This is a genomic window from Paenibacillus hexagrammi, assembly GCF_021513275.1.
In the GTDB taxonomy this organism is placed as follows: domain Bacteria; phylum Bacillota; class Bacilli; order Paenibacillales; family NBRC-103111; genus Paenibacillus_E; species Paenibacillus_E hexagrammi.
The window spans coordinates 2,878,568-2,902,187 of the sequence record NZ_CP090978.1 but is presented as its reverse complement, the minus strand read 5'-3'; the positions used below and the strand labels follow the sequence as shown (position 1 = coordinate 2,902,187).

Genomic DNA, 23,620 nt, shown 5'->3' with positions numbered 1-23,620 from the left:
TAACTTTCGTACTTTATAAATAATGACTAAACACTGGCTTGAACATGCACTAAGGCTGATTGATAAGGGGAATTGCTGGCTAAGTGAGATCTGACGGAGATTTGGGTTAAAATTAACTAGGGGCTGCCATTAGGCAGCCCTTAACTGTTCAGCGTATGAGCTTCATCGAGGAGTCTTTGGAGGACGTGAGTAGAATCCCATCATCCGAAGTAAGGAGCTGCGATACAGGATCCGCTACTTTTAAAAGAAGTTTGCCAGAATCGTCTAAGAATACGGCACCGTAATCATCATTTTCGCTGAGTCGACAGACAAGTTTATCTTGTAGCACTTTCACTTCTCTGACTGGTGTCTTCCATACAAGTGAATCCTTTCCTGTGGTATCGGCTTGATACAGCTCGAATTGATTGGCTTCTTTCTTCGTTGTGTAAAAAATTTGGCCGCCTAAGCCGCCAAACCATGACACGGCAAAGTCGGACACTTTTACTTCTCCAGATCCGTCCAAAGCGGATTCATATAACAAGTCATCATCGTATTTGACGAAGTATAATTTCTGACCTATGATCTGAAACTGGGTGACACTCGAGTTGACGATCTTCTCGGTTTTATTTGTTTTCAGATTTATTCTATAGATCTCACTTGCCGCAGAACCTGAACTGTTCATGCCAGTTGCAATAACATAGACATCGTCACCGACTACCGCAAGGGAAGAAGCTGCATCTCGTGCGGCTCCGCCATTTACAACTCCATACATCAGTTTTTGTTCACCTATTGTTTTGCGGTTCGTTCCATCAGAATCATTTGACAAATACAGGTTGCCGCCTTCAAATGCGGAAGCTCCTAAATTTATGTACAAAGTTCCATACGGAGTATCCCGGAAATCCAGATATCCTTGATGCAGGAGCTCAGCCTTGCCGTCATCGCTGATTTTTACATACTCATCGTGTCCCATAATATTTCCGCCAAGGTGATAGGTGAACCATAACGCGTTATCACGGATTTGGAAGGTTATCTGCTTCTGAAGCCCTTCATAGGTATGAGCGTTATAGGAATAAATCTCTTCCTTATCGGAAGGATGCTGTACAGGTGCTCGATATACGTGGTTCGTTGTGTCTATGGTTTCCACGAAATAGTAGTAGCCCTTATAAAGTGCCACATCATTCTCTGAGGCATAAGAAGGGAGATCAACGGATTGAACCTGCGTATTGTTGGATGAAATACTTAAACCGTTTGTGTGGTCCCACTCATAGTCCCATCCGAATTCATCATGCGCAAAGCGCCATGTGAGAGGGAAGTAGGTGACATCACGGAAGCTTAACAACGGGTATTCTTCTTTCGTGTTATCTATCACTTTGCCGTTAATGGTCACTTCTGAAGCAGGAACCTCGGCTGTATATGTGTTGCCGTTATGATGTTCAAATTGATAGTGCATATACGAGGAGGCCACTTGGTTTTGTTTAATGTCTAAGCCATGTTCAGCCGACCAAGTCGCTTCCAAACCGAGTAATCTGGAGTCGTACCATGTCATCGGAACATAGGTAATATCATGATAAACCAACAGTGGGTACTCTCGATTTTGATTCTCAACCTTGTGGCCGTTTAAACTAACTCAACTTTCTCACCTTAAAGACTGCAATAAACCCTTGATCTGACGAGGTATTGCCACGAAAAAGAACAGAAAAACACCCTATCCTTTGGTAAAATTAAGCTACCACACAAAATCCACCAAGGAAGGATGTTTCTCATGTCTATCGTATCAAATCCCTCGGCTTCTGAACAGCAGTTAACTTCAAAAGTAGATCATTTTCTTTCGCAGCATCGAATCAGCAAATTGCTCAAGCAATCCAATTTCATAAAGGAATGCGGATTTACTTGCTTTGAGCTTTTCAAATTCATTTTCTTGTTGGTCTTTAGCAGCAAAAATCTGTATCAAACTCTACAAAAAGAAGATGATGCAGATCGCCCTGGAAAAGATACTGTTTATCGTTTTCTGAATTCGAGTCGCTTTAACTGGCGTAAATTTCTGCTCCTCTTAAGCTGCGGACTTATCCAATCCAAGCTTGAGCCCTTGTCATCCAAGGAATGTGTGAAGGTGCTCATTCTCGATGACTCACTCTTCTCACGTGCCCGTAGTAAAGCTGTTGAACTCCTGGCTAATGTTCATGACCACACGAGCGGCAAGTTTGTCCGTGGTTTTCGCATGCTGACATTAGGCTGGTCGGACGGTAATACCTTTGTTCCACTTTGCTTTTCACTGCTCAGCTCTCCTAATTCAAAGAACCGATTTGTTGAAATGAATGGTAACATCGACAAGCGAACGGTCGGCTACAAACGTCGTCAGGAGAGTATGCTGAAATCTTCAAAAGCCTTGTTGGAACTGCTCCAGCAGGCTCTTTCTGCTGGAGTTCAAGCTTCCTATCTTCTTTTTGACAGTTGGTTCAGCTTTCCATCTACGATCATGAGCATCGTTAAGGAAGGCATCCACGTCATTTGCATGCTTAAAGCAATGCCCAAAGTGTTCTACACCTACAACGGAAGTAAGTTGAATTTATCTCAATTGTACGCTGCAGTCCGCAAAAAGCGAGGAAAGGCGAAAATGCTAGCTTCCGTTATCGTGACACTTGGAGCCGCCGAGCAAGAGATGGAGATACAGGCAAGAATCGTATTTGTTCGAGATCGAAATCGTTCCAGGCGTTGGCTAGCTCTGCTCACTACCGACCTCGAACTGACTGAAGAAGAGATCGTTCGAATTTACGGCAAACGCTGGGACATTGGCGTGTCCAGTTAAGGACACAACATCTAGTCGGTGAAAGTCCGACCGGGAGAAAAGACTAGACTCCCGTAGCCTGAGAGGCGCCGTGGAGCGAAAGCGAGACGGTGAAGCCCTCTGACATCACGCTCAAAAGGAGCATGGGCAAAATTCCAGGTTGTAACGTACAGTGAACGCAGACGTAGCCTCGTTACACGCAATTCCGGTGGCTGAGACGGTCGATAACGCGCGAAAGCAGCAAGAACTGACCGAAAGAGTCTGAAACGGCAGTTCTCACCGGCGGGGTATCAGCGGCGACATGGAGTGAAAGATGTTATGGAAACTGGAGAAGCCCTCGGCATCCGGTGAAGAAAGCTCACCGAGGAGGCATTCCCTATAACCGTGATCGGGAAATGGGACATGCAGATGTCAGGGTGGCGGATCGGACCGTAGTACTTTAGATCCGCGTGCAGCAAAACGCGCGGGGAGGGAAGGGTCCGGACCGGTAAACAAATCCGTATAACCAAAGGAGGCAAGGGTGAAAATGACAAAAACACCCATCAGTCTGCAGGAACTGAGGCAACGGATATATCAAAAGGCGAAGTCTGAACCTACGCATCGGTTCTGGGGTCTATTTACCCACATAACCAGCATAACGACTCTCCATGAAGCGTACCGACATGCGAAGAAAAACGGCGGTGCCGCAGGCATAGACGGACAAAGCTTCGCAGACGTGGAAAAAGAGGGTGTTATCCCGTTTCTCGAAGGCATCCAAGAAGAACTCCAAACGGGAACGTACCAACCTCAAGCCAACCGGAAGGTAGATATACCGAAGGCGAACGGCAAAATGCGAACTTTACAAATTCCCGTAATCCGGGATCGCGTTGTACAAGGTGCTCTAAAATTGATTCTCGAAGCGATCTTTGAAGCTGACTTCTGCCCAAATTCGTATGGATTTCGACCGAAGCGCTCACCTCACCAAGCATTAGCCGAAGTGAGACGAAGTGTACTGCGACGCATGACCAATGTAATCGATGTCGATTTATCCCGATACTTTGATACAATCCGGCACTCGATTCTACTGGAGAAGATGTCGAAGCGCATCCAAGACCCACAAGTGATGCACCTGATCAAACAGGTGATAAAAGCGGCGGGAAAGATCGGCGTACCCCAAGGTGGGCCGTTTTCTCCATTAGCTTCGAATATCTACCTGAATGAGGTAGACTGGGCATTTGATGCCATTCGGCGTAAAACGGCAGAAGGCAGTTACGAAGCGGTCAATTACCATCGATTTGCCGATGATATGGTGATCACCGTAAGCGGACACTCCAGCAAACAAGGGTGGGCTGAACTAGCTCTTAAAAGACTTCAGGAACAGCTGAAACCGTTGGGTGTAGAACTAAATCTGGAGAAAACTCGGATGGTTAACGTCCTGAAAGGCGAGGCATTTGCTTTCCTTGGATTTGACTTAAGGCGAGTACCAAACCGTAGTGGAACTGGATACTTCATCCTCATGACACCGAAGAAGAAAGCACGCATTGCAGTCAAGGCGCGAATCCGCGAGCTAATCCAAAATGGCGGGGCAACCCCGGCAAAAGACATGGTGAAACGGATCAATGCCGTATTAGCTGGATGGGTGAATTATTTTCGGGTTGGCAATTCGAGTGATGCATTTAGCGAGGTGCGTGACTACACGGAGATGAAAATACGAACCTTGCTGACGAGAAGAAAACGGAGAAGAAAGCGTAGTGTCGGATGGCGAAGATGGAGTAATGAGTACCTCTACGGTGTATTGGGACTATATTGGGATTGGAAAGTCCATCCCCTCAAGAACGTAGAAGGATACCGATGAAAGTGATCGCCATTTGATAGGTCTCATAACCCTTTTGAAGAAGTTTACTGGGTGAGCTGCTTGAGGGAAAACCTCACGAGCAGTTCTTATGGGGAGGGGCTGGAAACGGGTCGCAAACGACACCGCGCCAATTCTTTACCCGACAAGTGTTTTTCAAAATGAGTAAATCTTATTTGCGTCTAGCCAAGGAATTCCAAGGACGTTCTTACGATATGATGTTTGCTCATACGAGCCTTGTATTTACTCGGTATCTCTTTCTCGCAATGGAGTCCAGAGAAAACAAAGATCCGCGAACGTTAGGGAATTTGTTTTACTTTTGTTGTGATGAACTTGAAGATATTAAGCTTGCAACTGCTATGCTGTTGTTGATTGATTTGTTAAAACAAGCAATTCAAGAGGTCCTTCTCCTTACTGAACAGCAGTTCCAGGAGATCTTTGATAAATTCACTGCCAGTTTACCCAGGTTTTATAAGGGCCTATTGGGTATTTCAGGGTGAGAAAGTTGAGTAACTTGAAAATCCGGTAACGTAACTCGCACATTTACCTCAGCAGCTTGGCTGTGGGCTCCAGGCGCAATTAGGCTCAGGCTTAATGTGATAATAGCTGTATAACCTACCCATTTACTTTGCATGGTTCCGTCAGCTCCTTTACATGTTTTGGACGTGGTACAATGGGGGAAAGTTACAGAAAGCTGTTCAATTCATAATAAATTGGTGGAAAATTGAGGTGATAACTGTGGCCTGGAGTGTTGGTTTGCTTTGTGTGAAAGCCGAGCTTGCTGAAGTTGAAAAGCATTCTTTTTTAGACGTATTCTATAAATCAAAAGAAGGACTGCATTTTGAAGACGTTACTTCCATTACCATGGACAATGCACTAGGTGTCGGATATTTAGAGCCGTGGACTTTGATTTTTGATGTACATGCACGGTTCATAAGCAACCAGCAGATCGCATTGGAATTATCCAAGAAATTTAAAGTGAAAGCGTTTTATATTTCGGAATCATTGGTCTTCAGAGATTATCATTTCGGTTTTATAAAAAAGGGCGGGTTAAAAAGGGAAGTTTTAGGTATTGCAGCAGGACACAACTATCTACTATCAAAAGGCATAAAAGCAATAGATGAGTGGGGAGAAACCATTATCATGCAAATTATTGAGAGTGAAATCTTAAGTAATATAGAGGAGGACTTTATTGATACCGTATGGAAATTGTCTTTTGCAAAGTATGAACTTGACTAGTGTTAAATGGAATGGAACGAACATATAAGGAGATAAAACTATGGCCAATAACAAATTACTGAGAATGGACAATGTTGGGATCGTTGTAGAATCCCTTGATGACGCAATATCTTTCTTCGAAGAGATTGGCTTGAAGCTCGAAGGACGAGCTACTGTTGAAGGCGAATGGGCTGGTCGAGTAACCGGGCTGGGTTCACAGAGTGTAGAAATTGCTATGATGGTTACCCCAGATGGCCACAGCCGACTTGAACTTTCGCGATTTCTCAACCCACCTACTATATCCGATCACCGAATGGCTCCTGTAAATGCCCTCGGATATCTACGCGTCATGTTCACGGTTGAAAACATTGACGAATTGGTAGCCAGACTTACTAAGTTTGGCGCTCAGCTCGTTGGAGAAGTAGTTCAGTACGGGGACTCGTATCGACTCTGCTACATTCGTGGAAATGAAGGACTTTTAATCGGTTTGGCGGAACAACTCGGCAGTAAATAAGCACGTTTCGGGTCTGTGCGACCCTCGGTCCCGGAAACAAGGAACAAGCAAGTAATTGCCATGACACATCCGCACTGACTAACCATATCCGATCGACAGCAAGCTGCATTAACTCTGTGGGACTTCGTGGATGTAATATAGCAAATTTATTAAAAAAAGGTTCTAGTAACATTACAAAAGTGAACAGCGACGAACCTAATCTTTTACCAAGATAAGTTCCGCCGCTGTTTATTTTTGTATGCATTCTATACTCGCTAAAACGGTGATTCCGTAGAAACAATCTCGCTGTCATCGGTGAGCACAAGCGGAGACAGATCTCCCGCAGCCAGCAGCCAAAGCTCATGAAGTGCGCGTGTACACCCGACATAGAGCAGCTTGGCGTCCGTCAGATTTACCTCGTAATGGGAGGCTGTGACGTCCATCAACAGTACCGCATCAAACTCTAGCCCTTTGGTCAGATAGATCGGTACTACAGAGATGCCACCACGGTACTCCCGCTGCTTGGCAGTAATGAGGTTGGCTTCAACTCCGGCTTCTGTAAGTGCTTCATGCAGTTGTAACGCCTGTTTCTCGGTCCGTGCCACAACTGCAATGGTTGCCGCGGAGCCTTGCTGAAGGTGGCGAACCGACTGGACCATAAGCGGCAGACGTTCCGATGCTTTCGTCTGTAGAACCCGAACTTTATCTCCGCTGCGGAATACGGGTACGGCCAGTAAGGGATTCTCGACACCGCGTGTGAGCACCTGGTTGGCAAAATGGATGATTTCCATCGTAGAACGGTAGCTTCGCTCCAGTTCGAAATAGCCCGTTTCGTTATCCTCAAATAAATCCGAGAATTCCTTCCAATCCATGATTCCCTGATACGCATGAATTCCTTGTGACAGGTCTCCCAGGATCGTGAACGACCGGTTACGTGTATAGGAGTTCAGGACCGCCACTTGAAACGGCGAGAAATCCTGCGCCTCATCAATGACGACATGATCGAACATGCGGTCCGAAGGGATACCGTGCAGACGGGAGTGGATGTACAAGAGCGGAGCCAAATCTTCGTGCTGCACTTCTTTCTTTTTGAACTGCTTGGCTGCCTGCGCAACCAAAGTCTCGGGAAGCTGATGTAAAAGTTCGATCGGCAAGCTCTCCGGTCTACCTGTCTCAGAGTAGAGAAGTTTATAGAGCGAAAAGGCAGTATGCTCGGGCCATGCGGTCAAGTAGCTGCGGAGCTTCTGAGCTCCCTTTTTCTTTAATTCTTTCTTGCGGCTTGTTTCCCAAATTCTCTCCAGCTGCATGTCCATCCATCGTTTGATTCTGGCGACAACACGTTCGCGGCGCTTGACAAGAGGATAATGTTTATTCTCTACAAAGAACCATTCGCGGATTTTGGCGATTGGCAGCTTGGCGCCTTCCCAAGGGATGAAATCCGAAGCGGGAACGTATGTCGTCTCAAAGCGGGTGAGACAATCATCCAAATACTGCTGAAAGCGGATCGACCCTTTGTATCGTCCAGGGGTGTGTTCATCGATCACAGGCCGCTTGCCGCTGGTAGCAAACCAGGTTTGCAAAGCGAGGGACGGATCGACTACTTTGACTTCCTGATCCAAAATGTCGAGTACCCAATCCGTAAACGTGCTTTGTTGGATGCTGCCGACTCCAAGTTCCGGCAATACGCCCGAGATGTAATCGAGAAACATACTGTTGGGTGCAAAAATAATCATTCGTTCCGCGCGAATCTGTTCGCGGTATTGATACAACAGGAAGGCGAGGCGATGGAGCGCTACCGTTGTTTTCCCGCTGCCTGCAACTCCTTGAATGATGAGCGCTGTATTCTTAGCCGCACGAATAATCCGGTCTTGCTCCGCTTGAATTGTAGATACAATATCTCGAAGCTTACTGTCTTTGTTTTCACCAAGACGGTATAGCAAAAATTCGTCTCCTACAGCAAGTGAATCTTGGCTGCGGTCATAAGTATCTACAACCCGCTGCAGAATTTGCTTGCGAATCACAAGGTTTCTTTTTAAATAAACAAGCCCTTCGATGATTCCGTCGGGAGATTCGTAGGAAGCCGGATCCAGACCGCCGGTAAACGAATAAAACAAGCTCGCAACGGGAGCGCGCCAATCAATGACGAGCAGCTTGCCTGTTTGCGGGTCTTCTACACCGGCTTTGCCGATGTAGAGGGGAGCGGCCTGCTCAGTGCCGTTTTCCTGAAAATCCATTCGTCCAAAATAAGGCTCTTCCACGGCTTTGGACAAGTTATGCCTCGCCTGCTCGCGAATGCCTTCCAGGGCTTGCTCGGTTACATCGGGTCCGTAATAAACCGGAGTAGCGTGTAATAGGGCAAGCTGCCGGTCGATTTCTTGGCTGGTAGCTTCAAGCTGCTGCAATTCGTCTTGATAGGCACTTTGAGTCTTTGTGTCCAAGATCAGTTACCTCCTAAGCGTATATGGAAAATAAAAACAGAGATCAACTATAGCATATGAGCGGGAAGCAGGCAACTTTGGAAATGAACGGGAATGCAATGCTATAATGAGGGAAGTTCAAATACGTTCTATAAAGGAGAGTTTACTCATGTCGATCTATGATATCCAGGTCCAAACCATTCAGGGAGAAGAGCAATCCTTAGCGGCTTACAAAGGAAAAGTGCTGCTGATCGTGAATACAGCCAGCGCATGCGGGTTGACTCCACACTATAAAGGGTTGCAAGCGCTATATGAGCAGTTCAAGGACCGTAATTTTACAGTGTTAGGCTTCCCTTGTAATCAATTCGCTAGCCAAGAGCCGGGAACAAATGAAGAGATCGCACAGTTCTGCGAGCTAAATTACCAGGTCTCTTTTCCCATGTTTGCAAAGGTAGATGTGAAAGGTGAACATGCCCATCCGTTATTCACTTATTTAGTATCGAATGCGACTGAACCTTATCACACAGGGGACATTGAGTGGAACTTTGTTAAGTTTTTGGTAGATGCCGACGGCCAAGTGGTAAAACAATACAGTGCACGGACAGAGCCGGCTGACATTGCTTCCGATATTGAGAAGCTGCTCGCTTGATGCGTAGCATGCAAACATTGCAGGGAACCAGCTGTTATCATTTATGATTTTTCATCATGATAACTATCGATAGCACACACTTGTAGCTGATCAGGGAGAGCTAACGCTGTTCGATTGATCCGGCATACTGAACACGACTCGCGCGGGACCAGAGGTCCGGCGCGTTTTTTATATTCTCCGACAAGCATTTGACAGACAGCCTTTAATTTGAATCAAACCCACCTTGCAGCAGTACAGAATTATGCATTCCGGGTTATGGAGTCATAGATTCGAAGCTGAAAAGTTCGGGAAAGTGAAACTGCTGCATCCCTTGATCGTACATATAGAAAGATGTTACCGAAATAGGGAGGCGAAACACATGGAAGCGAATTTGAATCCAAAAAACGTAATGTGAATATGAAATGGATCATCAGCACGTCGTTGATATTGCTTGCTGCACTTATTGTTCTGCTGAACAGCTTTTCGACTGTTCAATACGGGAATGTGGGGTTATACAAAACTTTCGGTAAGTTAAGTGACAAAGTTCTTGAGCCAGGTGTACATTTGCGTGTACCATTCATCCAAACCATTATCCAAGTGAACACGCAGGTTGCCAAAGCTGAATCGGATACATCAGCATCCTCCAAGGACCTGCAGCCCGTTTCTACGCATGTGGCCGTCAACTATTCGATCGATAAAGCATCAGCATACAATCTGATGAACAATATCGGAGGAGCCTATGACAATATCATCATCGCACCTGCGATTCAGGAAATCGTGAAGGAAGTAACCGCCAAATATGCGGCGGAGGATCTAATTGCAAAGCGAGATTTAGTAGCTATGGAGATTCAGGACTTGTTGACCAAAAGATTAGCACGCTATAACTTGAATGTGAATGACATCAACATTGTGAACTTCAAGTTCTCCGACGCGTTTAACCAATCGATTGAGGCAAAGCAGGTCGCACAGCAGCAGGCGCTCAAGGCAGAGAATGATCTGAAGAGAGTGCAGATCGAAGCGCAGCAGAAGGTAGCGCAGGCTCAAGCGGAAGCGGAGTCGCTTAAATTGAAGAAGCAGGAGGTTACACCTGAGCTCGTACAGCTGAAACAAATTGAAGTACAGGAGAAGGCTTTGGAAAAATGGGACGGTCGTCTGCCAACAGTTACCGGCGGAGCGACACCTTTCATTGATGTAGATTCGTTGACAAAATAACGAAACACAGGCATATGAAACTGGCTGACGAGGGACAATCCGCTGTATAATGTCCTTTGAAGGCAGGTGAGTACAATGACACAATATCCAAAAATAGAAGCAGTACTGATTGCAGATACACCGGGCACTTTTGTAACCAGGTTGATGGACCGGGCTGAGCTGATTTTCGGGGGCATCCACGGGGATCGTCACTTCGGAATCACTGCTAAAGCAGATGTTAGACAGCCGATGTATCCTAGAGGCACAGAGATCATGAACCGAAGACAGCTGAGCTTGGTTTCTGTAGAAGAGCTCCGCGAGGTAGCCAACCGACTGGGTGTGGAGGAGATCAAACCAGAGTGGCTGGGAGCCAATTTGGTCGTGAGCGGGTTGCCTGAATTGTCGAAGCTTCCCATAGGGCTCCGAATGCTGCTGCCCAGCGGTGCCGGTCTAGTTTGTGAAGGGGAGAATGAGCCTTGCACGGGGCCGGGTAAACAAATTGCCAATTATTATGGCGATAACAGCCTAACGCACCGTTTTGTTAAGGAAGCCCAGCAGCTGCGAGGGATTGTCGCATATGTGGAACGCCCTGGAGACGTGAAGGCCGGGGATGAAATAAAGCTGGTTTAATAACGTTCTGCCGTTTGAAGCTTAATTGCTCCATGCGGCAGTTTTTTCATATTTATGAGAAGTGACACCCAGAAATTTAAAAAAGTTTGTCGAATACTGTGTACAAACGAATGTCTGGGGAGTGAATGAAATGACGATGTGCAATTGCATCGCATGCGGGAGATTGATGGTCGCAGGGTTCGAGAATCGATGCCACTCATGCAAACAGCTTTTATTAGCCGATTCGAGAAAAGTAAAGGACTTCATGCGTACAAACCCCAGAGCGACCATTATGGAAGTAGTTCAAAGAACCGGAGTTTCCCTGCGGACAATTAAGGAGCTTATTTGAAGGAAGTGGAAGAGAACGTTTTCGAAAGGGAAATAGATGCTACGAGACGAATCCTCCAATACCAGAACTATTCATCTCAGCATGTCTACAGGAGGTATTGAAGGATGTCCTTGTTTGAAAAATCAACACAGCTTAGTGAAATTGAACACATTTACTTGTCACGCAGCAAACTCATCGCGGTCTTGATCGGAGCTGTCTCTTTACTTGATTTTATTATGCTTGCCGTGATGAGAGATCTTAAGATTTTACCTTTCGCATCCATATTTTTAATTGCCAGCCTGTCCTTATTGTTCATTGTAAGAAGAAGAAAAGGACTGCGGGCAGCGCCATATATCTTGGTGGTCTGTCTGGGCTTTTTGAATTTTGTCATTAACTCCAAGGGTCTGAGCTTGGATCTTACGATTGTTCTGGGTATATTTGTTTCTATTTTTCCGTCCTATCGGGCAATTTTGGCTTATGCAGTTATTGCTATAAGCTGAAACAAATCTTCTATTGATCCAAGGAGTACCTGCGGGAAATGCGGAAGGAACGTCTGCTTTTCTTCCTGCTAATATAGGACTTGTTGTAGGAATGACTGTCCTTTGCATGTCTAGTGTTATGGGGTACAAGCTGCTCAATCGTATTCAAGAGCGGCAAAGAGAAGCGTTAATCGCTAAGCAGCAGACTGAAGAAATGTTTAACAAGGTCAAGCATGCCATTGCAGCTTTAAGTGAGAGCCACGAGCTTCTTCAGCGCAAGGTTAGTAAAACCGGATTAATCACGAATGAGGTGGCTGTCGGTTTTTCCGAGGTTAGCAAAGGGGTAGAGACGCAGGCAGTTAGTGTTGGCGATATCACGGAGCTGTTGCAGCAATCCCACGAAGATATTTCAGTTGTGAATCACCACTCTCAAGTCATGAAGGAGCTTAGCCACGAAACAGCTGCCATCTCGCAAAAAGGTAATAACCAAATCGTGGATGTCAAGCAAAGAATTGAAGTCGTAGAAGGCATTGTAGAGAGCATAGTAGCAAGTATGCAGCAGCTCAATGACCAAAATCAGGAAATCAGCGCTATCTTAACGACGATTACGGATATTTCCAATCAGACCAACCTGCTGGCGCTGAATGCAGCCATTGAAGCAGCTCGCGCGGGAGAGCATGGTAAAGGCTTTGCTGTAGTTTCCAGTGAGGTCAGAAAGCTGGCGGAGCACTCAGGCCGCTCTGTAGAAGAGATCTCGGAGATTCTTCATCTGATTCAGCAGTCTACGGATGGCTTGACGGAACAGGTCAAACGAGGTAAAGCGGCAATTCAGGATAGCAAGCATGCGGTTCAAGAGTCGGAGCAAGTGCTTGGACAGATCACTTCAATCACGCAGCAAGTGGTACAGCAAGCCTCAGAGGTGGAAGAAAAGACGAACACGATTAAAAAATCGTCGGACAGCATTGTATTTGAAGTCACCTCCATTTCAAGTGTTACCGAACAATCAGGTGCAGCGGCGCAGGAAATTACAGCCCATGTGGAAGAACAGAAAGCTACCGTTGAGCAAATGCTAAAGAGCTTCCAGGAACTCGAGCAGTTAATCCAGGAGCTTAAGAATTTGGCCGAATCGAGTAATTAAGAACATCGTGACAAGCAAAGGACCTGCAGCCGGAATTGGCGCAGGTCCTTTATTCAATTTGTACATCCTATCCATGTCTCACGGTGTTCGTCGTTTCCTTCCAGTATCAGCAGGCTGTTTAGCGAAAACATCCAAAAGCAGCTCATCCTTGACAGCGTCCTGCATGTCCCAAGTGGTGGCAAAACGGATCTGGTGAGAAACGCCAAGTATCTCATACGATTGATGAAGATGCTGCCTGGCCGAACCAATGATCAGAGAGTGGAGGCGCAGCTGTTTCTTCTGTCCCAGAGCGCCAAGCTTCTGCAGCGTTGGTTTAGAGAGCTGTCCCACGCCATCCGTGACCATAACGAAATCCGCGGAATGGAAGTAGGGATTGCTGGATACGACATCCATTCCTCTTTGAAGCGGAGCGTCGAAGTTGGTCCCTCCGCCGAAGGCAAGCTGCGAGAGTCCATAGAAGCGGTCCCAGTCCGGGCGCTTGTGATACAGCGTATGCTCGATAAGCTCTCCTTTGGAGCCGAACAGCAGCAGCATGAAATCTCTGCGCTCCAGCAGGGCGAAGGAGGCGAAGGTAGCTGTAAACAGCTGGGCCAACTTCAGCTTCGCTCCCCGCATGGAGTGTGAGGTGTCGAGCATGCAGATGACGGGACCTTTTTGCGGTACTTCAAGCGAGCCGGAATAATGGTACGTCATTAGCTTCTGTTCCATCCATTTGACGAGAAAGTAAGGCTCGAATTCTTCATCAGCCAGCAGCGATGCTTCGCTGGGAAGGATGTGAGAGATGCTGCCTGAGAAGCGCAGATCATCATACGCCTCAGGGACGTAGGCAGCACGCTGTTTTTTGCGCTCTACCTTTAGATGATGGATGTTTCTTCCAACCTCCTGAAGGAACTGAATTAGATCCTTATTACGCTTTAACTTCTCGATCCACTGGTTGTACTGCTCGAAAGCTTGGCGGCGAAGCTTGCCCAGCTCACTGCCCCAGCGGCGATTGGCCAATCTCTGGCTCGCTTGCATCAGCTCGTGGATATTGAAGCTGTCATCATTCTCCAACGACAGGGTATCCTTGAGCGCCCGGTTCAGCCATTCTCCGAGCTCATCCTCGATCTCTTTCATCGCCGCGGCATCGCGTGCCGTCATGCGGCTCATTTGCTTCTCACGCTTATCGAGCTCTTCTTCGCTTTTGCGGAGCTTAGCCTTGAGCTTATCGCGCTTCATAAAGTCGGTTCGCATCGCTTCCTTCAGTTCCGCAATGCGCTGTCGCAGCGCCCTAATCTCTTCGGCCACAAGCGGCTTGGTATCGGCTGAGGCTTGCTTCTCCTCTACGGTACGCTTGCCCTGCTGCAGCGTATAGCCGACAAGCCGCAGCTTCTCAATCTGCTTCTCGCTCAGCCGTTCGCTGACCTTGGCTTCTTCCTGGCCGATCTGCTGCTGCTTCTTGTCGATACCGACGCCAAGCTGCTGCTGTTCCTTCTGTCGGCGCTTGACTTCCTTCTCGTAGGATTCGGTGAGCCACATCAGCGATTTGAGGGCTGTTTTGAAAGAAGCGGGTACATGTCCCGTCGTTCTGGGATGGATGGACATGTAGAAATACTGCTTCTGCAGTGTGAGCACCAACCACCTGTGAAAAGGAGAAGCTTCAACCGTGCCGTCCGGCTCCGGCTTCGCCAAGTAGAAGCACATGAAGAAATCCGCGAACAGCTCCACATCGAACCATGGTGCTTGCCGCATCGCTTCGCGCATCCACTCCCGGGCGGACCGGGAAGAGTGGACATATCCGTCAAAGACATATCGGTCAACTCTCGTACAACGTATGATCATAGGTAGGAACCTCGTTTACAGCGTATAGTCATACACAATTCCCGGAATTTCCTTGTCAAACAGCGTACGGTATAAGCCTTGTACGGATTGCAGGATGCGCTCGCCTTGAATACGAAGATGGGTAAATTTGACCGCATACTGATCAGGGTGAAGCAGGAAAATCGATTGAGAAGCGATCCATTCCGTCAGATTCTTCTCTTTCTCCTGCCAGCTCATGAGGCGGCCGCGCAGACTTCTTGCCGTTTCCTCCAGTTCGGAGCGGCACTCCTCCGTCGCGGCTTTCAGCCGTTCAGCGGCATCTTTGGATAAGGAACCGCCCACTTCCTTTTTAAATTGGAAGGAATGCAGCTCATCTTCCCGGTCGAGCCATTTTCGGACAGTTTGGTTATATTGCTGGAGAGGGAGCTCCTGTTCCATCTCTTTTTTCAGCATCTCCTGGAACACTTTATCGAAGATTTCTTTGAGTTCACTTAAGTCCTCGGGAAAATCCCACAGCATATGGGGAGTTAAGACCGTATCCCATACGTTCACCGAGCTCCGGCCATGAATCGCGGCAGAAATTTTCCAAACACGGCCGATCTTATGCCAGCGGCGGTCGGAGATGACGTATTCTTTTTCCTCCATAGCCGTCTTCAGCTGAAATAGCATATAGATGATCGGCTCGGGGAGTGAGATATCCTGGGCTGCAGCTTGAATCTGACGGACGAGATCCGTTGTAAGAATAGCTGGAACCGGTGTAGAAGGCGCTGTGAACATCAGCTCAAAGCTGGATATTTGCTTGACATATTCCACTTCGAAACGGAAGAGGAAGCGGTCATAAAGCGCAGCCAGCTGTTCGTTATCCTCCGGCAGCTCATTGGAGGCAGCCATTAGGAAGTGAAGAGGGACCTGCTGCTTGTCGCGTCCGTTAAAAAATATCCGTTCGTTTAATATAGATAAAAGTGAATTCAGAATCGCGCTATTCGCTTTGAAAATTTCATCGAGAAACGCAAACCTTGCGCCGGGTAAATAGCCCTCAGTAAGTCTCATGTACTCGTCCTGCTTCAGCTTTTGCAGTGAGACAGGTCCGAACAGCTCGTCAGGGGTCGTAAACTTGGTCAGGAGATAATCAAAGCCTTGGTCGCTGCCGAAGAGTCCTGCTATTGCTCGGGCCAGCTGGGATTTGGCTGATCCAGGAGGCCCGACAAGCAGCATGTGCTCACCGCTCATGACAGCCAGAAGCAGGAGTCGTATCAATTCTTCACGCTCCATGAATCTTTTTTCCAGATGACTCATGGCTTCCTTGCAAATATTTTGAATGGCAATTGGTTGCTTCATATGTATTGCGTCTCCCGGAGCTTGCACGTTTCCACCGAAAAGCGCATGACCCTCCTTTAGTTTCAAGTATGGTTATTATTGTAGCAAACTGCTGCACAAACTTCGAGTTTCCACAAGTGGACTTAAATCCAAATAAATGGGGCAACCTGTTCATGTGATTCGTGCATATACGTGCAAATGTAAGCGTTTCCTGATAGAATATCAGCAATAAGCATTGGGGAATGGAGAGATGATCATGAGAATTGGCGTTATTGCGGATACGCATTTGTCCGATCGGGTTGAGAAGCTGCCTGATAGGCTCATTCAAGGCCTGCAAGGTGTGGAGCTGATTCTTCATGCCGGAGATTGGGTGAGTCCGAGGACGATTGAGCTAGTCGAACAAATCGCTCCTTGTGAATCGGTTGCAGGTAATAATGACGGTATGGACATTATCGAACGTTTCGGACGTAAGAAACTGCTGACTATAGAGGGGTATACGATCGGACTTATTCATGGAGATGGATTTCGAAAAACGACGGAGGAACGGTCAAGAGAAGCTTTTCTGGAAGAAAAACCGGATATCGTCGTCTTCGGTCACTCACATATCCCTTTTTCACAGATCATGGATGGAGTTCTGATGTTTAATCCGGGATCGCCTACGGACAAACGCCGCCAGCCGCGGTATTCTTATGGCATTATTGAGCTGCTAGACGGCATAGATGCCAGGCTTTATTATTACGACGATAAATCGTAAGAAGGAATTTGCAGACTTGAGGACGAATATAGGTTAGCTGCTGAAAGATCGACAGCAATAATCGACAAGAGGTATGTGGTGTGAAAACTTTGATTATAGCCGAAAAGCCTGACATGGGTCGCAACATTGCGTCTGCCATCGAGCCGAAGGCGATGAACAAACGTTCTTACCTGGAAGGCGAATCGTACATTATTACTTGGGCGATCGGCCATTTGATTGAATTGGCGGAGCCTGACCAATATGATGACAAATACAAAAAGTGGAGTATTGACCATCTTCCGATCATTCCGGAGCAGTTCAAGCTGATTCCGAATCCGCGAACGTACGATCAATTAAAGGTCATTGCGGAGCTCGCGAAAAAATGCAACTTACTCGTGAACGCCTGCGACGCCGGGAGGGAAGGGCAGCATATTTTCTCCCTGATCCAACGTCACTTGGGTCTTCACCATCCTGTAAAAAGGCTGTGGATCTCAGACTTAACATCGGAGACAATCCGCAGGGGCTTTGAGACGTTAAAGGACGGAAGCGAATACGAGAACTTGACGAGAGCGGCAAGATCCCGCAGTGAGGCTGATTGGCTCATCGGCATGAACGGTTCCCGCGCATTTACGACTAAGCATAATGTGCTGTTGTCCGTTGGACGTGTTCAGACTCCGGTGCTTGCTCTTATTTATGATCGGCAGAAGCAGATCGAAGCGTTCTCTTCGTTAAAATTTTATGAGCTAGAGGGACAATTCACGCAAGGAGATACCCAGTTCAAAGGAATGTGGCAGGGCGATCGCATGACCGATAAGGACAAAGCCGATGCACTAGCTGCAAAGGTGAAAGGGAAGCCTGCGAGGATTGCCTCCTATGAAGTGAAGGAAACGAAGGAGTATCCGTTTAAGCTGTATGATTTGACGCTCCTGCAGCGGGAGGCGAACGGGAAGTTCGGATTTTCCGCTAAGAAAACGCTCGACACCGCGCAAGCTTTGTACGAGAAGCATAAAGTGATCTCTTACCCTAGGACGAACTCGAACTATGTGACCGAGCAGAATATTCCCGAAATGCACAAAGCGTTAACCGCGCTTCAGGGCACAGCCTATCAGGAGCTAGTACAAGGGGCAAATCGCAATCTGGTGCACAAGAATAATAAATTCATCTGCAACCCTGCCAAGGTAGAGGATCATCATGCGATTCTTCCGACGAATAAGCGGGCAAGCGGATTGAATCCGGATGAACAGAAGCTGTACGACTTGATTGTAAGGCGATTCCTTTCTCATTTCTATCCAGCGGCCGAGTATAAGGTCCATACGGTTCTGACGGAAGTGGAGCAAGAGATGTTCAAGACGACTGTGAAGGAGCTTCTTCATTTAGGTTGGAAGGTCATATATGCCGACCAGAAGAAAGAGAAGTCGAAATCCAGTAAAGGAAAGGACAAGGAAGAGGAGGAAGACGAGGAAGTTGAAGTGAACGAGCCTTTCTCCATCCAGCCGCAAGAAGGCGTGACGTGCAGTGATGCGATTGTGAAGGAAAAAGATACGCAGCCTCCTAAGGCTTTCACGGAAGGGACCCTGCTGAAAGCGATGGAAAGCGCCGGGAAGCAGATCGAGGACGAGGAGCTTCGCGATGCGATGAAGGACTCTGGACTTGGAACCCCTGCCACAAGGGCCGCGACGATCGAACGTCTGAAGAAAGTCGGCTATGTGGACATGCAGGGCAAGAAGATTGTCATTACGCAAAAAGGCCGCATGGCTGTCGAGCTTATTCGCGGCGCGGGGATCGAACTGCTGACTTCGCCGGAGATGACCGGTCAGTGGGAGCGAAGACTGAATGAAATCTCCCGCGGTACGGCCTCTGACGAGCAGTTCATGCACAACGTGAAAAAATTCGCAACGCTGATCGTCGATAAGGTTCGCAGGCAGGCTAGAGCATCCAGATCTGCCTTCGAAGGGGAGGCTCCGGCAGCTGCGTCCAAGAGCAAGCGAAGCGCAGCTGGTTCCGGTACTTCTTCAGGCTCGCGTACGAAGAAAGAAGCCGGCAGCACAGAGGGCGCCGCGGCTAAAAAACCTGCTGCCCGAAGTAAGGCAGCGGTTGACGCACAGCCTGGCGGTCCGCCGGCTATGATCGCCGCTTGCCCTAGAGAGGGCTGCGGCGGCTCGCTGTTCATGGGCCGCAAAGGATACGGCTGCTCGCACTATAAGGAAGGGTGCAAATTTGTCATTTGGAAAGACAGCTTCGGCCGAAGTCTGACGGAAGGGCAAATTCAAGCACTGGTTCAGAAAGGCAAGACGACGAAGCTGAAGCTGACACTTCCGGACGGCCAAGCAGCTGAAGGGCGGATTATACTAAAGGATCCGAGCACTGGGGAGCTTGGAGTTGATCTATAATGGAGAGATTGTAGGAGGAAGCGGAAGGAATGGTTGTGTTAACAAACGATTGGTCGGAGCAGCTTGCAGAAGAGTTTGAAAAGCCCTACTTTCAAGAACTGCGCCAATTTTTAGTTCAGGAGTATCATTCCCAGATCATTTATCCGGACAAGCACGATGTGTTTAATGCCCTGCAACTAACGGGGTATTCGGCGGTGAAGGTCGTCATTCTGGGACAGGACCCCTATCATGGCGCAGGACAAGCGCATGGGCTGAGCTTTTCCGTAAAGCCAGGTGTTGCAACTCCGCCGTCTCTTCTAAATATGTATAAGGAGCTGCAATCCGATCTGGGCTGCAATATTCCTGATAACGGCTATCTGGTCAAGTGGGCGGAGCAAGGCGTGCTGCTGCTCAACACCGTGCTGACTGTTCGAGCAGACGCAGCTAACTCGCATAAGGGTCAGGGCTGGGAAACCTTCACCGATCAAGTGATTCGCTGCTTGAATGATAGGGAGGAGCCTGTCGTATTCGTGCTCTGGGGCAGCCATGCTCAAGCCAAGCAGAAATGGATCGATGCTTCTAAGCATCGCATTATGAAATCGGTACATCCAAGTCCCTTGTCCGCATACCGAGGTTTCTTTGGCAGCAAGCCGTTTTCCAAAGCAAATGCACATTTGCGGGAACTTGGACGAGAAGAGATTGATTGGCAGATCCCGAATCTTGGAGCTATATAAGCAAAGCTGCACTAATAAGAAAGACCCGTTAAGCGCACACAAGAATTGCTAGCGCGAATAACGGGTCTTTATGTTTTCGAACAATGACATATGAGGAGCCTCAAGCTGCAATGAAGCCCGATCCATCTTAGGGTAACTCCTAGATGATCGGATTGACATGAACGATCTTTAATCCGCTGTCACAAGATTTGCCGGTTTCGTAGGAACGGTTACCAAGCACTGCTGTAAGTGCCAACCATGCTTCCTCTGAATGACTGTTCAGCACTTGAAAAGCCGCTGGCAGTACGGTTAACCCGTCCTCCATCGCTTGCTCCCAAAGATCCCAGGCACTTAACGTATAAGTGTCCTGCAGAGAGGTAGGGCAATTCCAGACGGCGTGCTCGTCGTTCATATAGTCCAACGGACGCGGATTCTTGCCGTATACAAGCGGGCTGATTTGACCGAATGTTGCCACACGTTTGAAGCCGGTCGGATCGTGAAACAGCTTCTGCGCTCGAATCATATCCCGGTAGGCATCATTCCAATCCTGCTCCGTTAATTTCCCGGCAAGCTCGGGGTAATGCTGTACCGCGGCTGCAGACAAAGCCGACACGACACCTAGCGGAAATGCTTTGCCTACATCAATTTCTTTCCAGACCGGCGTTTTCCAGGTTTCAATCCCCAGCATCCGCTTGGCCACAATCGTATCCATAATAATTTCAAATCTTTGATGGTGCCATTTCTTGAAACCCGATTTATAAAAAACATAAGGGTGCATGTTCCGGTCCAATACATGATGGGTAATAAAGCCAAGCACATATAAAACAGCGGGATTGTAAATGCCTCTTCCTTGCACCTGCCTCAGCAGGTCAATGATGAATGGACCGCAGGACGATTGATGCATTTCACTCCCAAGCCGATTCATCGTTTTCTCTTTTTTCCAGGGCAGGAAGTTATGATAGAACAAGAAATCGGGACCTTGGCAGCCAAGTGAAAAGATATGCCTTAACTGTTTATCGTTCATCGGGGAACTGTGACCGAGCTGCTTCATCAGCTCTTGACCGAAGATAAGATGCGTCCATATGTTAGGCACGGGGCGACCGCCTCCTTCATCAATAATGAGATGCCCATATCATTCATATTCTAGCATAACGGTGAACGGAAGGGCACATTTCGAGCATAATTTGCACTGAGAAAGCTTCCTAAGCAGGAATAATTTTCAAATTGTCGAATTAAACAAGATAGAGCGAAAAATTGCGTGGGATGTCAAAGATAGGAGATAGAGTGCAAATGATGAATAAGCCGCTGGAAATGAGTAAAGGCGTAGATCCAGACAATGTTCAAGAGATACTAGGCGGACATGAACCTGTATTTGGCACCATATTCGAAAATGCGGCCATCGGACTGGCACTTATTTCGATGAATGGACACTGGGTTAAAATCAATCGATGCTTTAGTGGGATTATCGGGTATTCACTTGAAGATTTACACGGGTTAAAGTGGGATGCAGTGCTGCTTCCCCAGGATGTACAACACCAGCATACGGTTATGAGCAATCTGCTGCAAGGACACTTATCTTCCTTTCAGATCGACCGGAAGCTGAAGCATAAATACGGTGGACTCGTTTCCGTAGAGTACACCTTGTCGATTGTGCGTACTTCGAAGGGAGAGCCGATGTATTATGTTGCTCAAATTCGCGATATTACGAGCAGATCGGAAATAGAGCACAAGCTTGCGCAAAGTGAGCAACGATATCGATCCTTAATCGAGCACAATGTAGCCGGCATTTTGACCTGTGATCTATCAGGTGCGATTAGAAGCGTGAATCCGGCTATGGAACGAATCATGGGGTATCTGGAGCTCGAAATGATCGGTCAACCGATCTCGCGTTTCTTCGGGGGCAGGGAAAAAAAACATATATTTTCACCCGGCTTGATATTTCAAGAGTCTGATAATTATACGTTGTCCGTCAAGCATAAAAACGGTGAAACCATTGAATTAGGGGTCAAAAACGTTCCCATTATCGTGAATGAAGCGATGGAAGGGATGTATCTGATTGCCAGGGACATTACCCAGCACAACAAAGACCGCGAATCGCTGCGGCTGGCTCAGCAGGATTTACACGAAACCGTGCGGAGACAGCAGGGAATGACGATGAAATTCCGTTATATGAGAGATCGGTTCATCCATACGCTTTGTGATGGCGAGCTTTTGTACCGGCTTGGCTATAAACCATCGCATATTATTGGGAATGGACTTTATGAAATCTGGCCGGCTTATGTGGCTAAAAATTTGGAAGCGTACTATAAGCGGGCTTGGGAAGGCGAAGAAAATGTTATCTATGAAGCGACATTTCGTGGAATCACGTATCTCACCTCTCTAAGACCGATAGTTGAAAGCGGTAAAGTAGTGGAAGTGATTGGTTCTTCCGTGGATATTACCGAGCGTAAAGTGATGGAAACCAAATTAAGAGAAACGAAAGAGCTGTTGGAGTCGTTCATTAATAATACAACGGATGCCATATGCGTCTTGGACCCGCGAGCTAGAGTTCTTTCTGTCAATAAGGCCTATGAGCACATTTTTGGCTGGGAGCAAGATGAGCTTAAGGGCAAGGTTCTTCCTATTTACCCGGATGATCTGGAAGAACAGCGGCAGGAAATTTATGAAATGTTAAAGGCTGGCAAGCAAATATCCGGTTTGGAAACGGTGCGAAAACGAAAAGACGGTCAATTGGTGCACGTCAGTGTGACCAAGACGCCGATCAAGAACGAGCATGGGCATATTATCGGATTTGCAGGGATTACAAGAGATATCTCGGAACGCAAACGAACGGAGGAGTTGCTGCGTAAGTCGGATAAGCTTTCGGTAGCCGGACAGCTGGCTGCAGGGTTAGCTCATGAGATTCGTAATCCTCTTACTTCTTTACGCGGATTCTTGCAGCTGCTGCAGAGTGACATGAAAAGCAAACAGCATTACTTTGACATTATGCTGTCAGAGCTAGACCGAATCAATTTTATTGTGAGCGAATTCCTGGTCATCGCCAAGCCGGAAGCGATCCAATATAAACGGGGGGATTTGAAGGAGATATTGCTTCGGGTACAGGCGCTGCTCGACACTCAGGCATTGCTAAATAATGTCGAGCTGGAGCTGGAGCTGGAATCGGAGCTGCCTGAAATTATATGTTCAGAGATGCATTTGAAGCAATTATTTATTAATCTCGTTAAAAATGCGATTGAAGCGATTCCTAAAGAAGGGCGTATTCGAATTACCGCTTCACTTCTGGGTACTGACCGTATTTGTATTCGAACGGAGGATAATGGCTGCGGTATACCTGAAGCTAGATTGAAAAAGCTAGGTGAGCCATTTTATACGACTAAGGAGAAGGGAACGGGGCTGGGACTCATGATGTGCTTTAAAATCGTGGAAGCGCATAAAGGGACGATGCATGTGAAAAGCACGATTGGCGAAGGGACGACCATCGATGTCATTCTGCCGATCCACTCAGAGAGAATGCTTCAGCATGAATGAAGTAAGAAATAAGAAGAAAACCGTCGATCCTGTTTCGGTAAGAAGCGGGATTCGACGGTTTTCT

19 protein-coding genes are annotated in these 23,620 nt (G+C 47.5%); 14 read left to right on the top strand and 5 right to left on the bottom strand.

Annotated features, from left to right (window positions below; genetic code table 11):
• Nucleotides 1-148: 148 nt before the first annotated feature.
• On the bottom strand, nucleotides 149-1,555 hold the full coding sequence (locus L0M14_RS12935; RefSeq protein ID WP_235122457.1) for a DUF5050 domain-containing protein: 1,407 nt from the start codon (nucleotides 1,553-1,555) through the stop codon (nucleotides 149-151).
• Between the two features lie 186 nt (nucleotides 1,556-1,741).
• On the opposite strand from L0M14_RS12935, the gene L0M14_RS12930 reads away from it, so the two are divergent.
• The 5 genes from L0M14_RS12930 (at nucleotide 1,742) to L0M14_RS12910 (ending at nucleotide 6,327) form a co-directional block, all read left to right on the top strand.
• Nucleotides 1,742-2,785, top strand: coding sequence for an IS4 family transposase (locus L0M14_RS12930; RefSeq protein ID WP_235122456.1), 1,044 nt, complete (start codon nucleotides 1,742-1,744; stop codon nucleotides 2,783-2,785).
• 505 nt (nucleotides 2,786-3,290) lie between these two features.
• Nucleotides 3,291-4,598: a group II intron reverse transcriptase/maturase gene (ltrA, locus tag L0M14_RS12925; RefSeq protein ID WP_235117585.1), complete on the top strand. Its 1,308-nt coding sequence runs from the start codon at nucleotides 3,291-3,293 to the stop codon at nucleotides 4,596-4,598.
• Between the two features lie 158 nt (nucleotides 4,599-4,756).
• Nucleotides 4,757-5,095 carry a hypothetical protein gene (locus tag L0M14_RS12920; RefSeq protein WP_235122455.1) on the top strand — a complete coding sequence of 113 codons (339 nt, stop codon included), beginning with the start codon at nucleotides 4,757-4,759 and terminating at the stop codon, nucleotides 5,093-5,095.
• A gap of 229 nt (nucleotides 5,096-5,324) precedes the next feature.
• Nucleotides 5,325-5,834 carry a hypothetical protein gene (locus tag L0M14_RS12915; RefSeq protein WP_235122454.1) on the top strand — a complete coding sequence of 170 codons (510 nt, stop codon included), beginning with the start codon at nucleotides 5,325-5,327 and terminating at the stop codon, nucleotides 5,832-5,834.
• A gap of 40 nt (nucleotides 5,835-5,874) precedes the next feature.
• A complete protein-coding gene (locus L0M14_RS12910; protein WP_235122453.1) occupies nucleotides 5,875-6,327 on the top strand; it encodes a VOC family protein in 453 nt (150 codons plus the stop codon).
• A gap of 254 nt (nucleotides 6,328-6,581) precedes the next feature.
• On the opposite strand, the gene L0M14_RS12905 is transcribed toward L0M14_RS12910, so the two are convergent.
• Nucleotides 6,582-8,744 (bottom strand): HelD family protein, encoded by a 2,163-nt coding sequence (locus L0M14_RS12905; protein WP_235122452.1) that lies wholly within the window; start codon nucleotides 8,742-8,744, stop codon nucleotides 6,582-6,584.
• Nucleotides 8,745-8,892: 148 nt separating this feature from the next.
• On the opposite strand from L0M14_RS12905, the gene L0M14_RS12900 reads away from it, so the two are divergent.
• The 5 genes from L0M14_RS12900 to L0M14_RS12880 all read left to right on the top strand — a co-directional run bounded on the left by L0M14_RS12900 (nucleotide 8,893) and on the right by L0M14_RS12880 (nucleotide 13,096).
• Nucleotides 8,893-9,372: a glutathione peroxidase gene (locus L0M14_RS12900; RefSeq protein ID WP_235122451.1), complete on the top strand. Its 480-nt coding sequence runs from the start codon at nucleotides 8,893-8,895 to the stop codon at nucleotides 9,370-9,372.
• A 396-nt stretch (nucleotides 9,373-9,768) separates the two neighbouring features.
• Nucleotides 9,769-10,563 (top strand): prohibitin family protein, encoded by a 795-nt coding sequence (locus tag L0M14_RS12895; RefSeq protein ID WP_235122450.1) that lies wholly within the window; start codon nucleotides 9,769-9,771, stop codon nucleotides 10,561-10,563.
• A gap of 75 nt (nucleotides 10,564-10,638) precedes the next feature.
• Nucleotides 10,639-11,172 (top strand): MOSC domain-containing protein, encoded by a 534-nt coding sequence (locus tag L0M14_RS12890; protein WP_235122449.1) that lies wholly within the window; start codon nucleotides 10,639-10,641, stop codon nucleotides 11,170-11,172.
• 432 nt (nucleotides 11,173-11,604) lie between these two features.
• Nucleotides 11,605-11,979 (top strand): hypothetical protein, encoded by a 375-nt coding sequence (locus L0M14_RS12885; protein ID WP_235122448.1) that lies wholly within the window; start codon nucleotides 11,605-11,607, stop codon nucleotides 11,977-11,979.
• 106 nt (nucleotides 11,980-12,085) lie between these two features.
• Nucleotides 12,086-13,096, top strand: a complete 1,011-nt coding sequence (locus tag L0M14_RS12880; RefSeq protein ID WP_235122447.1) for a methyl-accepting chemotaxis protein — start codon at nucleotides 12,086-12,088, stop codon at nucleotides 13,094-13,096.
• A gap of 78 nt (nucleotides 13,097-13,174) precedes the next feature.
• On the opposite strand, the gene L0M14_RS12875 is transcribed toward L0M14_RS12880, so the two are convergent.
• Nucleotides 13,175-14,917: a hypothetical protein gene (locus L0M14_RS12875; RefSeq protein WP_235122446.1), complete on the bottom strand. Its 1,743-nt coding sequence runs from the start codon at nucleotides 14,915-14,917 to the stop codon at nucleotides 13,175-13,177.
• Between the two features lie 15 nt (nucleotides 14,918-14,932).
• Nucleotides 14,933-16,234, bottom strand: a complete 1,302-nt coding sequence (locus tag L0M14_RS12870; RefSeq protein ID WP_235122445.1) for an AAA family ATPase — start codon at nucleotides 16,232-16,234, stop codon at nucleotides 14,933-14,935.
• Between the two features lie 235 nt (nucleotides 16,235-16,469).
• On the opposite strand from L0M14_RS12870, the gene L0M14_RS12865 reads away from it, so the two are divergent.
• The 3 genes from L0M14_RS12865 (at nucleotide 16,470) to L0M14_RS12855 (ending at nucleotide 20,049) form a co-directional block, all read left to right on the top strand.
• Nucleotides 16,470-16,967: a metallophosphoesterase family protein gene (locus L0M14_RS12865; RefSeq protein ID WP_235122444.1), complete on the top strand. Its 498-nt coding sequence runs from the start codon at nucleotides 16,470-16,472 to the stop codon at nucleotides 16,965-16,967.
• 80 nt (nucleotides 16,968-17,047) lie between these two features.
• Complete coding sequence (locus L0M14_RS12860) at nucleotides 17,048-19,336, top strand: type IA DNA topoisomerase (RefSeq protein WP_235122443.1); 2,289 nt, start codon at nucleotides 17,048-17,050, stop codon at nucleotides 19,334-19,336.
• Nucleotides 19,337-19,365: 29 nt separating this feature from the next.
• Nucleotides 19,366-20,049 (top strand): uracil-DNA glycosylase, encoded by a 684-nt coding sequence (locus L0M14_RS12855; RefSeq protein ID WP_235122442.1) that lies wholly within the window; start codon nucleotides 19,366-19,368, stop codon nucleotides 20,047-20,049.
• Nucleotides 20,050-20,188: 139 nt separating this feature from the next.
• On the opposite strand, the gene L0M14_RS12850 is transcribed toward L0M14_RS12855, so the two are convergent.
• Nucleotides 20,189-21,121, bottom strand: coding sequence for a zinc dependent phospholipase C family protein (locus tag L0M14_RS12850; protein ID WP_235122441.1), 933 nt, complete (start codon nucleotides 21,119-21,121; stop codon nucleotides 20,189-20,191).
• Nucleotides 21,122-21,318: 197 nt separating this feature from the next.
• Here L0M14_RS12850 and L0M14_RS12845 point away from each other — a divergent pair, with 197 nt between their 5' ends.
• On the top strand, nucleotides 21,319-23,556 hold the full coding sequence (locus L0M14_RS12845) for a PAS domain S-box protein (RefSeq protein WP_235122440.1): 2,238 nt from the start codon (nucleotides 21,319-21,321) through the stop codon (nucleotides 23,554-23,556).
• Nucleotides 23,557-23,620 lie beyond the last annotated feature (64 nt).